Origin of the sequence: Pseudomonas sp. MWU12-2029, assembly GCF_023242425.1 — a bacterium.
In the GTDB taxonomy this organism is placed as follows: domain Bacteria; phylum Pseudomonadota; class Gammaproteobacteria; order Pseudomonadales; family Pseudomonadaceae; genus Aquipseudomonas; species Aquipseudomonas kribbensis.
Window position 1 is genome coordinate 209,622 of record NZ_JALJDY010000004.1, and the last position, 14,957, is coordinate 224,578.

Below are 14,957 nucleotides of genomic sequence, written 5' to 3' on the forward strand. Positions count from 1 at the left end.
CCTGCGGCAGGTCATGACCCTTTGGTTTTGTCAGGCCGAAGCCGGCAACGGCTGAAAACTGAAGTACTGCTTCAACGCCTCGACCAGCTGCCCGTATTCCGGCGGTGTGCGGAACAGGCTGAAGCCGGCGTCGTAATGCCGGGGCGTGGCGTCTTCATGGCACCACAAACAGCAGGCGCTGAGGTCGATCACCTGCTGGCAGCCATCGCCCACGGGGATCTTCAGACGCAGTTTGAATTCGGCCCCGATCATCATCGGCAACTGGCTGATGAGCATCAGCCCGTCTTCGGAGACGTTGCCCAGAAAACCGATGGGTTTGTCGGTGACGCTGTTGAACACTCGCAGAAAATACGGCAACTGGTGCCGTTCGATTCGACGGTCGGTAAACATGAGCGTATCGCCATGCAGGGCCCGGCAAACGGGCCGCACTGTGCTTCGGAACGAACCTGCCCGACAGGCCCGCTCTCCCCGCTTCCGGTGTGGCGCTCGCTACGTACTGCTCATGCCGGTCGCAGGTGTTGCGCCGGTACAGTATGCATCTGCACCGGTGTCATTCGACTATAGCTCACCTTGTACAGCCGGCCAGCTTTTGTATGACAACCGCCATCAGAAGCGGGCGGGTGGCACCACGGCGGCACTGCGGGTCGGGTAGTGGCCCAGGCTCTGCAGGGTTTCCAGACGCGCGCGGGCGCGGTAGGCGTATTCGCTGTTGGGGTACGAGGCGATGATGAACTGATAGGTCTGCGCCGCGTCGACAAACATTTTTTGCCGTTCCAGGCACTGACCGCGCATCATCGACACTTCCGGCCACACGTAAGGGCGGGCGCGGCTGGCGCGTTCGACCTTGGACAGTTCGAGCATCACCTGCTCGCAATTGCCCCGGTCATAGGCGCTGTAGGCGTTGTTCAGATGATGGTTCATCGACCAACGGGTGCAGCCCGAAGCGGCGAGGACGCTGAGGGCAAGGGCGGCAATGGGCAACAATCGCATGGGGGTTCTCCTGTCTTGTGCTCTGTATCGACCCATTGTGAGAAATCTTCAGAGCCGTTTGCGCCGATTGTCGCGTTCAAAAAAGAAAATCGTAAGTAGTGCAAACGAACAATGACTACACCCTTCGAGCATAGTAGCCTTCGCTGGCGCTTGAACCTGAGGAGTCTTTGCATGTCCGTCCGTCGTACCAAAATCGTCGCTACCCTTGGCCCGGCCAGTAACTCGCCGGAAGTTCTCGAACAGCTGATTCTGGCTGGCCTGGACGTCGCCCGTCTGAACTTCTCCCACGGCACCCCCGACGAGCACAAGGCTCGCGCGAAGCTGGTGCGTGACCTGGCTGCCAAGCACGGCCGCTTCGTCGCCCTGCTGGGTGACCTGCAAGGCCCGAAAATCCGTATCGCCAAATTCGCCAACAAGCGCATCGAGCTGAAGATCGGTGACAAGTTCACCTTCTCCACCAGCCATCCGCTGACCGAAGGCAACCAGCAAGTGGTCGGCATCGACTACCCGGACCTGGTCAAGGACTGCGGCGTGGGCGACGAGCTGCTGCTCGACGACGGCCGCGTGGTAATGCGCGTTGAAACCGCCACCGCCACCGAGCTGAACTGCGTGGTGACCATCGGCGGTCCGCTGTCCGACCACAAAGGCATCAACCGTCGCGGTGGCGGCCTGACCGCTCCGGCCCTGACCGAGAAAGACAAGGCCGACATCAAGCTCGCCGCTGAAATGGAAGTCGACTACCTCGCCGTGTCCTTCCCGCGTGACGCCGCCGACATGAACTACGCCCGTCAACTGCGCGACGAAGCCGGCGGCACTGCCTGGCTGGTGGCGAAGATCGAACGCGCCGAAGCCGTGGCCGACGACGAAACCCTCGACGGTCTGATCAAGGCTTCCGACGCCGTCATGGTTGCCCGTGGCGACCTGGGCGTGGAAATCGGCGACGCCGAACTGGTGGGCATCCAGAAGAAAATCATTCTGCACGCACGCCGCCACAACAAGGCGGTGATCGTGGCGACCCAGATGATGGAGTCGATGATCCAGAACCCGATGCCGACCCGCGCCGAAGTGTCCGACGTGGCCAACGCCGTGCTCGACTACACCGACGCCGTGATGCTCTCGGCCGAATCCGCTGCCGGCGCGTATCCGCTGGAAGCCGTGCAGGCGATGGCGCGCATCTGCGTCGGCGCTGAAAAGCATCCGACCAGCAAGACCTCCAGTCACCGCATCGGCAAGGAATTCGAGCGCTGCGACGAGAGCATTGCGCTGGCGACCATGTACACCGCCAACCACTTCCCGGGCGTCAAGGCGATCATCGCGCTGACCGAAAGCGGCTACACCCCGCTGATCATGTCGCGTATCCGTTCGTCGGTGCCGATCTACTGCTTCACCCCGCACCGCGAAGCCCAGGCCCGCGCGGCGATGTTCCGTGGCGTGTACACCGTGCCGTTCGACCCGGCTTCGCTGGCCCCGAACGAAGTCAGCCAGAAAGCCATCGACGAGCTGGTCAAGCGCGGCGTGGTGGAGAAAGGCGACTGGGTCATCCTGACCAAGGGCGACAGCTACCACACCACCGGCGGCACCAACGGCATGAAGATCCTGCACGTGGGCGACCCGCAGGTCTGAGTGACCGGTTGCTGTAAATGAAAAGCCCCGCCATGTGAATGGCGGGGCTTTTTCGTTAGTGGCGTTTGATGAACCCGGTCAACGCCGCCAACGCCTCCGGCGACCTCAGCCGCTGGGTAAACAGCGCGCCCTCCTCCTCGATCACCTTGCGGATCAACTCGCGATCTGGCGCCCGCATCAACTGTTTGCTGATCCGTACCGCCTCAGCCGGCAACTCGTCAAACCTCAACGCCATCTCCCGCGCCCTGGCCAACGCGGCTTCGCCACTGCCCAGCGCCTCGGTGGCGATTCCCCATTGCGCCGCTTGCTCACCGGTGAAGCCTTCACCCAGCAACAACAGCTCCGATGCCTTGGCCTGCCCGAGCAAGCGCGGCAGGATCAGGCTCGAACCGAACTCCGGGCACAACCCGAGATTGACGAACGGCATGCGCAACCGCGCATCCCGCGCCACGTACACCAGATCGCAATGCAACAGCAGCGTCGTGCCGATCCCCACCGCCGCCCCGGCCACGGCGGCGACCACCGGTTTGCGGCAGTCTAGGAGTTCGAGCATGAAGTGAAACACCGGGCTGTCGAGATCGCTCGGCGGTTGCTGGATGAAGTCGGCGATGTCGTTGCCGGCGGTGAAGCACTCGGCGCTGCCGGTGATCAGCACGGCGTTGATTTCGGGATCGTGATTGGCTTGCTTGAGCGCTTCGGCCAACTGGCTGTACATGGCGCGGGTCAGGGCGTTTTTCTTGTCCGGGCGGTTGAGGCGCAGGGTCAGCAAACCGCGTTCGCGGTGCAGCAGGATGGCTTCGGGCATGGCAGGTCTCGCGTCTGAAAGGTCAGCGCTCAACCACGGCTCAGGAAGACATCGGCCAGCAGTTGATTGCGCGGCAGTCCGGCCAGGAACAGACGCTTGGCAAACGCGTCCACGCTGGCAGTCGAACCGCAGACTAAAGCCAGGGTTTGCCGAGAGACAAGGCGCAGTTGCGCCAAAGCGCCCGGCAACTCGGCCGCCGTCCACAGTTCGACGCTGAGGTTTTCCCGCTGTGCGGCCAGTGCTTCAAGGGGTTTGGCCAGGTAATGCCCGTCGGCATCATGGGCCAGGTGAATGACGCGAATGGCGCCGCGATGATCCTGACGCAAGGCTTCGCGCAACACCCCGAACAACGGGCCGAGGCCGGTGCCGGCGGCGAGCAGCCACAGCGGCCGGTCGTGCCAGTCCGGGTCGTAATGCAGCGCACCGCCGCGCAGCTCACCGAGGCGGATCGGGTCGCCGATCTGCAAGCGCCGGGCTGCATCACTGAATTCGCCGGGCTGGCGGCAATCCAGGTGGAACTCAAGAAAGCGATCTTCTTCGGGAAGGCTGGCCAACGAATACGGCCGCGCAATGTGACCGGCCCACAGCACCAGATGCTGGCCGGCGCTGTAGCGCAGCGGTCGCTGGGGTGTCAGGCGCAGGCGCAATACGCTGTCGCCGAGCCAGTCCAGCGCCTCCACCGTGGCCGGGCGACCGTCGGTGACGGGATCGAAGGTGTGCACCTGCAAGTCTTCGACCACCTGACACTGACAGGCCAGCCGCCAGCCCTGATCACGCTGCTCGGCGCTCAGGGCATCCGGGCGGCTGTCGGCGGGCACGCCTTGCACGCATTGCACCAGGCAGGCATGGCAACTGCCGGCGCGGCAGCTGTAAGGCACCGCCACACCGTTTTGATTGAGGGCATCGAGCAGGTTGCTGCCCGCTGCCACCGACCACTGTCGTTCACCGACCCGTAGTTCAGGCATCGACGTTCTCCCACGCGGCGGCGCAACGGTTGCGCCCGTCACGCTTGGCCCGGTACAGCGCCTGATCGGCGCGCTGCAAGGCGTCGTCCAGATCATCGCCCAGTTCCAGCAGGGTCATGCCGGCAGACAGGCTCAGGTTTTTCACATTCAGGCCCACCAGTTCGACGTCGGTAAAGGCGATGCGCAGCCGTTCGCAACAAGCGGTCAGGCGTTCCGCGTTGCAGTCGGGCAGCAGCACCACGAATTCCTCACCACCATAACGCGCCAGCACGTCGCCGTCGCGCAGACAGGCTCCGGCCACGCCGGCGAACGCCTGCAACACCTGATCGCCGGCAGCATGGCCGTGCAGGTCGTTGATACGTTTGAAGTGGTCGAGATCGATCAGGGCCAGACCATGCACCACGTCCGCCTCCATCGCGTTCAATTCGCGGGTGGCCAGGCGCAGGAAATGCCGGCGGTTGAACAGCCCGGTCAGTTCGTCGGTGGCCACCAGATCTTCGAGCTGGCGCATCATCCCGCGCAACGTGTCCTGATGTGCCTGCAAGGCAAACCGCCGCTGGCGCATGCGTTGCCGCGAGGTCTGGACGAAGCGTGCGTAGATCACCAGCCATGCCAGCACGATCAGCAGGATGCAGGCCTGCAACGCGGACAGTGCCGGATCGTGCAGCCGGAAGTGGTAACCGTCCCACAGCGTGATGGCGCAGAAGCTGAAGAACACCAGCATCGCGCAGCGCACGAAGGCCCGCCGCGACAGATGAAACAGGCCGAACAGCAGGATCAGCACATAGAAGACCAGGAACTCGCCCCGGGCTTCTTGCAGATGCGCGATCAGCCACGTCTGCCAGCCAAGGCCGAGCAGCACTTGCGCCTCGGTCAGGCTCGGGTCGGAGAAGCGCAGGTTGGCGCCCGAGAAAAACACCGCGAACAGGGTCGCCTGGCTGATGACCACCAGGGCGCTGCCGACGGCGACGCCTGCCAGCGAATCTTCGTAGTGTCCGGTGAAATACGCCAGCCACAGCAGCAGCAAGGCCAATCCGTAGGTGGCTGCAGCGAGGGCGAAGCGTTTGAGCAAAAGACGTTGAATGGCGTTATGGGTCAATCGTTGACTCACCGTGCGATAAGAGGCTGACCGAGTGTCCTACTCTACAGACCGGCTGCCACTTTAGTGGCCCAGTCGATAAATGACCATTGATTTTCGGGCCGGATAATTGGCGTCAAAAAAGCCCTTGAGCCCGCCCCTCCCGGGTTCCCGGAGCGCCCGCCAAAAGCGCCGGCCACGCGTGATTTTTTGTCGGCCTTCATTGCCCCGAAACCGCGCGCCGGACGCGTGTGGGGAAAACCACGACAACCGGCTCCCGCCATGCGACCAACGAATGACTACCGGCGCGTGTCACCACCGGGGAGGCGCGGTATACTGCCGCGCCTTTTTAGCGTCGCGCCAGCAGCCCCGGCGTGCCTTGAAAGGTGTCTGCGACCGACCGATGCACCCAAGCCGCAGGCACCTTATTGAATGTTCCCGTCTTTTAGAGGAGCGCGACTCATGACCGTGATCAAGCAAGACGACCTGATTCAGAGCGTTGCCGACGCCCTGCAATTCATTTCCTACTACCACCCCGTGGACTTCATCCAGGCGATGCACGAAGCCTACCTGCGCGAAGAATCGCCAGCGGCCCGTGACTCGATGGCGCAGATCCTGATCAACTCGCGCATGTGCGCCACCGGCCACCGGCCGATCTGCCAGGACACCGGCATCGTGACCGTGTTCGTGCGTGTGGGCATGGACGTGCGTTGGGATGGCGCGACCATGAGCCTGGACGACATGATCAACGAAGGCGTGCGCCGCGCCTACAACCTGCCGGAAAACGTCCTGCGTGCCTCGATCCTCGCCGACCCGGCGGGTGCTCGTAAAAACACCAAGGACAACACCCCGGCGGTCATCCATTACTCCATCGTCCCGGGCAACACCGTGGAAGTGGACGTGGCGGCCAAGGGCGGCGGTTCCGAGAACAAGTCGAAAATGGCCATGCTCAACCCGTCCGACTCGATCGTCGACTGGGTGCTGAAGACCGTTCCGACGATGGGCGCCGGCTGGTGCCCGCCGGGCATGCTGGGCATCGGCATCGGCGGCACCGCCGAGAAAGCCGCCGTCATGGCGAAAGAAGTGTTGATGGAGTCCATCGACATTCACGAGCTCAAGGCCCGTGGCCCGCAGAACCGTATCGAAGAAATGCGTCTGGAGCTGTTCGAGAAGGTCAACCAGCTGGGCATCGGCGCCCAGGGCCTCGGTGGCCTGACCACCGTGCTCGACGTGAAGATCATGGATTACCCGACCCACGCAGCGTCCCTGCCGGTGTGCATGATCCCGAACTGCGCCGCCACCCGTCACGCGCACTTCGTGCTCGACGGTTCCGGCCCGGCCTCGCTGGAAGCGCCACCGCTGGACGCCTACCCGGAAATCGTCTGGGAAGCCGGTCCGTCGGCCCGTCGCGTCAACCTCGACACCCTGACCCCGGAAGACGTGCAGAGCTGGAAACCGGGCGAAACCGTCCTGCTAAACGGCAAGATGCTCACCGGTCGCGACGCCGCGCACAAGCGCATGGTCGAGATGCTGAACAAGGGCGAAACCCTGCCGGTGGACCTCAAAGGCCGCTTCATCTACTACGTCGGCCCGGTTGATCCGGTCGGTGACGAAGTGGTTGGCCCGGCTGGCCCGACCACCGCCACGCGGATGGACAAGTTCACCCGTCAGATCCTCGAGCAGACTGGCCTGCTGGGCATGATCGGCAAGTCCGAGCGCGGCCCGACCGCCATCGACGCGATCAAGGACAACAAGGCTGTGTACCTGATGGCCGTCGGCGGTGCCGCTTACCTGGTGGCGCAAGCGATCAAGAAGTCCAAGGTCCTGGCGTTTGCCGAGCTGGGCATGGAAGCGATCTACGAGTTCGAGGTCAAGGACATGCCGGTCACCGTCGCGGTGGACAGCAAAGGTGAATCGGTGCACATCACCGGTCCTGCGATCTGGCAACAGAAGATCAGCGAAAGCCTGGCGGTAGAAGTGCAGTAAGCGCTTCAGCTGCTTGTGAAAAAACCGGGCGGTCAGCGATGACCACCCGGTTTTTTTTCGCCTGCCGTCAGTCGGCACCTGTCAGATCTGACAGGTGCCCGGCGCATGCCGCTCTGCTAGCGTGACACCTCGACATCTTCAGGTTGCGTCGCCATGACCCCGGATGCAGATGCGCTCGTCACCCCTCCCTCCATTGCCAAGACTGCGTCCATTGCAACGAATGGACGCAGTTGGGGGGAGATCGGTGCGACCGGGCAGCGCTCTTATACCCTGCCTCTTCCGATCCTGAATGCGCGCACGCTCAATCCCGAGTTGCAGCTGGTCTACGACAGCAACGCGGGCAACGGCAAGTGCGGACTTGGCTGGGATCTGCCGCTACCCGCCATCTCGCGCAAGACCAGCAAGGGTGTGCCGAAATACGAAGCCGCCGATGTCATGCAGGCCGACGGCACCGATCTGCGTCCCGAGCTGACGACGCGCGGCAAGATCAAGGCCAAAAAGCGTACACGCGGTAAAGGCAGGAACGCCAAAACCTATTCCGTGGTGCTCTACATTCCGCGCCTGGATACGACCTTCACCCGCTACGAGCTTTGGACCCCCACCGGTGGCGGCCGTGGGTTCTGGGTGGTCTTTGGCGCCGATGGCTCTCAGTATTGCTACGGCAACACCCTGGATGCCTGCATCCATGACCCGGCGGACCCAACCCTTATCGCAGTGTGGTTGCTGGTGGAAGTCAGGAACCCCGTGGGCGAAAACATCTTTTACCAGTACAAGACCGACGACAAAACCGCTGACGCCCGTTTTGACTACAGCGCCCAACGCTACCTGCGCCAGATCTGTTATTGCAACAAAAACGCCAGTACCGATTTGTATTGCCTTGATCACGCGCAACCCGAATTACTCGACTGGCTGTTCCGACTGATCGTTGACTACGGCGAACGCGTCGCCGGATATGACGATGTTCCACCGTATGCAGCCAACGAGGATGCCTGGACGGTGCGTTCCGACCCGTTTCGTATGCATCGTTATGGTTTTGAAGTCGGCACCCGGCGCCTGTGCCGGCAGTTTCTGTTGTTCAACCACACCGGCCCCACGCCGGTGCTGGTCAATCGACTGCTGCTGGAACACGAACCCACACTGCACCGGTACAACCACCTGAAAGCCGCGCACTACATGAGTTACGACGCTACAGGACGCGTCAAGCACATGCCGCCCCTCGAATATTTTTATGAAGCGCTGATACTCGACACCACCCCCAAACCCTTCCTGCCACTCGATCACATGCCCGGCCTCAACGACGGCCAGCCCTACCATTGCGTCGATCTTTACGGCGAAGGCGTGCCCGGCTTTCTCTGCCAGTACGACGGCGCCTGGTATTACCGCGAGCCCTTGCGCGGCACGCACGGTACGGACGAAATCGTCTACGGCCCCTGGACACTGCTGCCGCTGATCCCGAATGCCGACAGCAGCAAGCCCGTGGTCGTGATCCTGATCGACCTCACTGGTGACGGGCATCTGAACTGGGTTGTCGCACAATCCGGCGGCAGCGGGTATTACACACTCAACCCGGATGGCACCTGGTCGTTGTTCAAACCATTCAGCCAGTTCCCTGTGGAGTTCTTCCATCAACTGGCGCAACTGGGGGACCTGAGTGGCGATGGTCTGGATTCCATGGCCCTGATAGGCCCGAACAGCGTGCGGGTGTATGCCAATGTGCGGGAGAAAGGATTCGCCCCCGGCCAGGATGTGCCCCATGCCCCGGACAGATTGCCGCTGTTCAGTAACGCCCGTAGCGAATTGGTGTCATTCAGCGGTATGGGCGCCAGTGGCATGGAGCTGTGCCGGATCCGCCACGATGAAATCCGCTGCTGGGCCAGCCTCGGACATGGTCGGTTTGCAGAGGGTTTCAAACTGAGCGACCTGCCGTTCGACCATGGCGAATTCGATGCGGACCGGGTGCGCATCGCCGATCTGGACGGCTCCGGCGCCCCGGCCTTCATTTACCTGTCTTCGGATTACTTCGAAATCTGGTTCAACCAGGGTGGCAATGGCCTGGTCTTGACACCCGAGCGTGTGCCATGGCCCACCGGCATTCGCTACGACAACCTCTGCCAGGTGACCTTCGCCGACCTGCAAGGCATCGGTTGCGCCAGCCTGCTGTTCACCAAGCCGCACATGACACCGCAGCACTGGGTGTATCACTTCGTCAGCAAACGGCCGTACCTGCTCACCGGCTGCAATAACAACATGGGCTACAGCGCCACACTGCAACATCGCAGCAGTGCGCAATTCTGGCTGGATGAGAAACACCGGGAGTTGATGGCTGACAGGCATCCGGTCAGCGAGTTGCCGTTTCCTCAGATGGTGCTCCATTGGCTGGAGCAACTCGATGAAATAACCGGCAACCGCTTGAAGCAGTCATTCGACTATCAGGACGGTTACTACGACGGTTTCGAACGTGAGTTCCGTGGCTTCGGTCGGGTCTGTCAAATCGACAGTGAACTGGAACCTGGCAAGGCCGAAGAAGGCCATACGGCGCCGATTAAGGTGACGCACTGGTTTCATACCGGCCAATGCACTGACCCCGTCCTGAAAGGTATCTGCACACTCGACAAAGAAATCACGCCGCTGGGTTCCACCGTCACTTCAACGTTCGATTCCAAACGCTGCAAGGAGAGTATTCGCAAGCGGCGCAAGGCCGACGACAATCGCGAAATCGCCTACGCCCTGGCCGGTCGTCCGCTGCGCATCGAGGTCTGTCAGGCGGATGATCCCGCCCCGGAACGCTTGTTCTCCCTGAGCGAATTTCGCTATCGGGTGCGGGTGACCAAGGGCAACCCGTCCAGTTTGCTGGTGTTCGAACAGGAAACCCGCAGCCACCAATATGAACGCTTCATGGACGATCCGAACTGTCAGCACAGGGTCAACCTGGCGTGGGACGAGTACGGCCAATTGATTCACGGTTTCACGGTAGCGTGTGCTCGCCGTCGCACCGGGACGGACAAGCCGCCCTTCGACCGAGAAGACCAGCTTCGGGCCTGGGTGGACAGTCACGATGAGCAACAACAGTACTTTTATCTGACGGAATCACTCGCCGCCTTCATTCACCTGATCACTGACGGCCACTGGCTGCTCGGCTTGCCCTGGCGCCAGCGCAGCAACGCAATGAGACTGCCCAAGGGCGCATTGCCGGGCGGGCTGCGAGCGGCGGATATCAGTTTCGAAAATTTCGAGCAGCATAAAGACAGCGCTGAATGGAAAGCCGCGCGGGAACTGACCTCACTCTCGCAACACACGTATCTGGAATCCGCCGGCAAAATGCTCTACCCGCCGCTGGCCGGGCCGACCGAGCAGGCCGTGTTCGACAAAAAGGCCCTTGAGGCCTACGACGACGTCCCGATAGTCATCCGGGACGAGCTGACAAAGATCGGCTACACACCCATGAAGCTGTTCTTCCCGGAGGACCCTGCACAGGATCTGCTGCAAAACCTGTGGTCAGCGCAAAGCGGCTTTTTCACCTACGCCAGTGCCAGCGGTTTTTACCGCGTCACCGAGGTGCAACAGACCGCAAGCCACGGTGTGACGCACATCACCTGGGATGCAGACCACCTGCTGACCATTGCCATCACCCTGCCGGACGGCTGTGTGACGTCAGTGACCTACGACATGCACACCCTGCAGCCGTTCAGTGTCACCGACCCCAACGAGAACATTCAGGAGGTTCTCTACGACGCAGGCGGTCAGCCCATGGTGCACAGCTTTCATGGCAGCGAAGATGGATTGCCGGCGGGATTCGCGCCTTTGTCCGCTTACCCGCCGCAGTCTGATACGAGTGTCGAGTTTGCCCTGGCCAATCCGAAAACCGTGCTGGCACCCGCCGCCAGCGTGGTACGCACCGAGCTGTTCAGCTGGATGCCGACACTCCCGCGCAAAACGCTGTCGCGCAAAAAAAAGGAATGGATTTCCAAGGGCCTGATCCTGCCCGATGGCCGCATACGCGCATCGGCGCTGCGCTGGCTGAACCAACGCAAAAAACGCACGGCCAGCGAGCAGGCTCTGCTCAAGATCATCCGCACCGGCCTCAGACAACCGGTGCACAGCCTGAGCCTGGTTGCTGACCGCTATCACACCGACCCGCTGCAACAAATTCAGATGAAGATCAGCTATATCGACGGCTTCGGTCGCGAGCTGCAAAGCAAACAGCTTGTCCCGCCGGGCGATGCGTTTGTAGCCACCCTCGAGGACAATCTCGCAATCGGCACCGACGGCAAGCCGATCGAATCGCCGGCCATTCAACGCTGGCGAGTCCAGGGTCGTGTGGAATACAACCACAAGGGTGAAACCATTCGGATCTACCGCTCTTATTTCCTCAACACCCATCGCTGCATCAATGACAGCGCCTTGCGCAAGCACGGCTACCACGACCGGATGTTCTACGACGCCCTGGGCCGGCCGATCAAGACGATCAATGCCCTTGGCCATCTGGCATACGTCCTCCTGAATCCGTGGTTCACTCTCAACTACGACTACAACGATACGCAAGAACCGCCACTGGCCAGGCCTGCAAAAAGACCGGCGCCTGCAAAACCCGCAAAACAGGTCAAGTCATGAACGCCAGCGTGCACCATCTCACGCCCGTGATGTCGGTAATCGGCCCTCGCGGCGAAGCCGTCAGACAAATCGAATACCTGCGCACGGTGGCCGGGGAAGCCGTGCGAGCGCTCATCAGCCGACTGCAACATGACGCTGCCGGCCATCTGATCGCACAGCGGGATCCGCGTCTGGCAACGCCCAATACAACGACCTTGCACAGACTGGACGGCACGGCGCTCAAGACCCGCAATGTCGACGGTGGCGAAAATACTGCCCTGCCAGGATTGGCCGGTGAGCTTTTGCAAGGCTGGGATACGAACGGCAATCACCGGGAGATGAGCTATGACCCGCAACTGCGTCTGCGCAGCGTCACAGAAAACGGGGTAACCGGCTTCGAAACGTTCAGCTATGAAACGGCTTCGGCCGATCCGACGCACAACCTGCGCGGACAAATGACGGCGCTGAGCGATCCATCGGGTACGGTGCAATTCAACAGCTTCAACATGCGTGACCAGTCAACGCAAGAAATCCGCACCTTCGAGGATGGCAAGATCTGCGCCGGCCGTCAGCGTTTCAGCGCCATCGGTGCACTGCTGCAAGCCACCGACGCCGGCGGGCATATCCAACATTCAACCTTCGACATCGCCGGGCAGCTTGCTCAGGTGCAACTGCAACTCAGCGGGCAAAGTGTGCAGCCGATTTTGAACGGCGCAGATTACAACGCCGCCGGCCAGATCACCGAACAGCGCCTCGGCAATGGCGTGACCAGCCACTGGCATTACCGCGAGGCCGACGGACGTCTGCTTCGACAGTACGCGCAAAAGGCTTCGGAGCCGGCGATTCAGGATTTCGAGTATGAATATGACGCCGCAGGAAACGTCACCCGCATCATCGATCACACCTACACGCCGACGTTTTTCCGCAACCAGCGGGTCGACGGTGAACGCACATTTGGCTATGACTCGGTGTACCGCCTGACCCGCGCCACCGGTTACAGCGACGCCCCGCCCACGGATAACCCCGGGCGGCCGCAACCCACCGATCCCAAAGACCGACGCAACTATGTCGAGTCTTTCGAATACGACGACGGCAACAACCTGAAAAAACTGACCCACGTACGCGACGGCAACACCTACACCCGCGAGATGTTCATCGACCCTGCCAGCAATCGAGGTGTGCGCTGGAAAGCGGGGGACCCGGCACCTGACTTCAGCGCCCTGTTCGACCGCGCCGGTAATTTGCTGGCCCTGCAACCCGGCCAGCCGATGAACTGGACCAGCCGCAATCACCTGGAGTCGCTGATCTTCGTGGATCATGCCAGCGGTCCGCCCGACCAGGAGCGGTATCACTACAGTCAGGGCGCAAGGGTCTACAAACGCAATGAAACCCACGCCAGCACAGTCAGCCATATCGCTGAAGTGCATTACGTGGGGAGTCTGGAAGTCCGCACCAAAAGCAGCGGAGAAGAGTTACACCGGATCACCGTCGCCACCGGTGTCGGCGAGGTGATGTGTCTGCACTGGGTCGCGGGAAAACCACCCGGTATCGATGCTGATCAGGTGTGTTATTCCCATTCCGACCACTTGGGATCGAGCGTGACGCAGATTGATCAACGGGCGCAGGTGATCAGCCGCGAAAGCTACTACGCCTTTGGCAACACCGCGACGATGGCTGCCCGCTCGCAGATCGAAGCGGACTACAAATTCATCCGCTATTCGGGCAAGGAAATGGATGTCACCGGGCTCTATTACTACGGAGCGCGGTATTACGCGCCGTGGTTGTGTCGCTGGGTGAGCGCCGACCCGGTGGAGGATGCGGACGGATTGAATCGGTATGTGTTTGTCGGGAACAACCCGATGACATACGTCGACACTAACGGGCAGACCAGGACGCCTGCCGAGCTGAAAAGGCAGGCTGACTACTCGGTGAACTTCCTGAGTGCAGCCAACAGGCAAATGGATATTCTCGAACGACAGATTGACAACCTTTCGAGTCGGAGTCGGTTCCGTACCGTCATAACTGCAAAATTTGTCGTACAAGTCGCGAAGGTCCTTGCCAGTTGGTTCTCCACAAACGATCTTTTCAGTGCGGTGGAAACATTAGCCGGAGGAGATCCTTATTCATCTATGATAGGTGAACTCAAGGGTCTGACCATCGGCAACTTCACCGCTGAACGTTCCGCTGAACTGGTCGATATGGCCTTTTCAAACTTTCAGGACGTTTCCAACCCTCTGATACCCCGCAAAATCGATATATCGGCTGAATCAATCTCGCAACAGGCGAGGGGCGTGGAAAGTGGTCCCCTCGATGCTTTCATGCACGTCAGATCTTTTGAGCCAAAGGACGCCATCGAAGCCTCGGTCAATGCCATCTCCGCCACCGGGGGATCACAACTCTACGGAGTCGGAGAGTTGATAGAACTCGCGAAAGTGGCAGAACAGGGAATCAGGGCCGAGGAAGGCATGTTTTCACAAGAGATCGAAGCCCACCTGAACGCACTCGACGCACTGCGTGAGAAAATTGTCAGAGTATCCAATGCCGGCCAAATAGCCTTCAGCGAGCTTAAGGTCATCGAGTTCTACAACTCGGATGTTGATCATCTACTCGATCTGGGGCAAGGGAGAGTCGGCACTCAACAAGCCAGAACAGTCAGACTCGACAATCTGCACGCACTCACTGAGAAAGCCTTGTACGTTGTCGATGACAGAAAGCAAATGCTCAAAACCTATGGCAGGCAGACCGCATACAAACAGAGGAACAAGTAACAACCGACAGGTGATCAAACCGGGCATGTAAAGGTGAAACTATGGTCAAGTGGCAATAATGGACGCCCAAACACATCGAAATACCCCTTTGGTGATCGCTTCGATACCGGCATTAGCATGGTGTTGCCTGGTCAGTCGGTAGAAGAACTTCA

The 14,957-nt window shown here is 60.8% G+C and carries 9 protein-coding genes; 4 read left to right on the forward strand and 5 right to left on the reverse strand.

Annotated features, from left to right (window positions below; all coding sequences use genetic code 11):
- Positions 1-30: 30 nt before the first annotated feature.
- Positions 31-390, reverse strand: a complete 360-nt coding sequence (locus tag M5B44_RS11425; RefSeq protein WP_119427833.1) for a PilZ domain-containing protein — start codon at positions 388-390, stop codon at positions 31-33.
- Between the two features lie 216 nt (positions 391-606).
- A complete protein-coding gene (locus M5B44_RS11430; protein WP_085709591.1) occupies positions 607-990 on the reverse strand; it encodes a tetratricopeptide repeat protein in 384 nt (127 codons plus the stop codon).
- 171 nt (positions 991-1,161) lie between these two features.
- Between M5B44_RS11430 and pyk the strand changes: the two genes are divergently transcribed.
- Positions 1,162-2,613, forward strand: coding sequence for a pyruvate kinase (gene pyk, locus M5B44_RS11435; RefSeq protein WP_085697206.1), 1,452 nt, complete (start codon positions 1,162-1,164; stop codon positions 2,611-2,613).
- A gap of 55 nt (positions 2,614-2,668) precedes the next feature.
- Here the strand turns inward: pyk and M5B44_RS11440 are convergent, their stop codons facing one another.
- Genes M5B44_RS11440 through M5B44_RS11450 form a run of 3 tightly spaced genes read right to left on the reverse strand, consistent with a single transcriptional unit; the run spans position 2,669 to position 5,482 of the window.
- The gene (locus M5B44_RS11440; RefSeq protein WP_248739216.1) at positions 2,669-3,418 is read right to left on the reverse strand and encodes an enoyl-CoA hydratase-related protein; all 750 of its coding nucleotides are present in this window, start codon (positions 3,416-3,418) and stop codon (positions 2,669-2,671) included.
- A 29-nt stretch (positions 3,419-3,447) separates the two neighbouring features.
- On the reverse strand, positions 3,448-4,383 hold the full coding sequence (locus M5B44_RS11445; RefSeq protein ID WP_248739217.1) for an iron-sulfur-binding ferredoxin reductase: 936 nt from the start codon (positions 4,381-4,383) through the stop codon (positions 3,448-3,450).
- On the reverse strand, positions 4,376-5,482 hold the full coding sequence (locus M5B44_RS11450; RefSeq protein WP_134827912.1) for a sensor domain-containing diguanylate cyclase: 1,107 nt from the start codon (positions 5,480-5,482) through the stop codon (positions 4,376-4,378). Before M5B44_RS11450 ends, M5B44_RS11445 begins: the two co-directional genes overlap by 8 nt.
- A 441-nt stretch (positions 5,483-5,923) precedes the next feature.
- On the opposite strand from M5B44_RS11450, the gene M5B44_RS11455 reads away from it, so the two are divergent.
- The 3 genes from M5B44_RS11455 (at position 5,924) to M5B44_RS11465 (ending at position 14,805) form a co-directional block, all read left to right on the forward strand.
- A complete protein-coding gene (locus M5B44_RS11455) occupies positions 5,924-7,447 on the forward strand; it encodes a fumarate hydratase (RefSeq protein WP_007960181.1) in 1,524 nt (507 codons plus the stop codon).
- Positions 7,448-7,600: 153 nt separating this feature from the next.
- Entirely contained in the window at positions 7,601-12,058 is a 4,458-nt protein-coding gene (locus M5B44_RS11460) for a SpvB/TcaC N-terminal domain-containing protein (protein WP_248739218.1), read from the forward strand.
- Entirely contained in the window at positions 12,055-14,805 is a 2,751-nt protein-coding gene (locus tag M5B44_RS11465) for an RHS repeat domain-containing protein (RefSeq protein WP_248739219.1), read from the forward strand. Before M5B44_RS11460 ends, M5B44_RS11465 begins: the two co-directional genes overlap by 4 nt.
- The last annotated feature ends 152 nt before the right edge of the window (positions 14,806-14,957 follow it).

What these genes read in the sequence shown, in the direction of transcription:
- M5B44_RS11425 (WP_119427833.1), bottom strand. Translation starts at nt 390, where the DNA reads ATGTTTACCGACCGTCGAATCGAACGGCACCAGTTGCCGTATTTTCTG.
- M5B44_RS11430 (WP_085709591.1), bottom strand. Translation starts at nt 990, where the DNA reads ATGCGATTGTTGCCCATTGCCGCCCTTGCCCTCAGCGTCCTCGCCGCT.
- pyk (WP_085697206.1), top strand. Translation starts at nt 1,162, where the DNA reads ATGTCCGTCCGTCGTACCAAAATCGTCGCTACCCTTGGCCCGGCCAGT.
- M5B44_RS11440 (WP_248739216.1), bottom strand. Translation starts at nt 3,418, where the DNA reads ATGCCCGAAGCCATCCTGCTGCACCGCGAACGCGGTTTGCTGACCCTG.
- M5B44_RS11445 (WP_248739217.1), bottom strand. Translation starts at nt 4,383, where the DNA reads ATGCCTGAACTACGGGTCGGTGAACGACAGTGGTCGGTGGCAGCGGGC.
- M5B44_RS11455 (WP_007960181.1), top strand. Translation starts at nt 5,924, where the DNA reads ATGACCGTGATCAAGCAAGACGACCTGATTCAGAGCGTTGCCGACGCC.
- M5B44_RS11460 (WP_248739218.1), top strand. Translation starts at nt 7,601, where the DNA reads ATGACCCCGGATGCAGATGCGCTCGTCACCCCTCCCTCCATTGCCAAG.
- M5B44_RS11465 (WP_248739219.1), top strand. Translation starts at nt 12,055, where the DNA reads ATGAACGCCAGCGTGCACCATCTCACGCCCGTGATGTCGGTAATCGGC.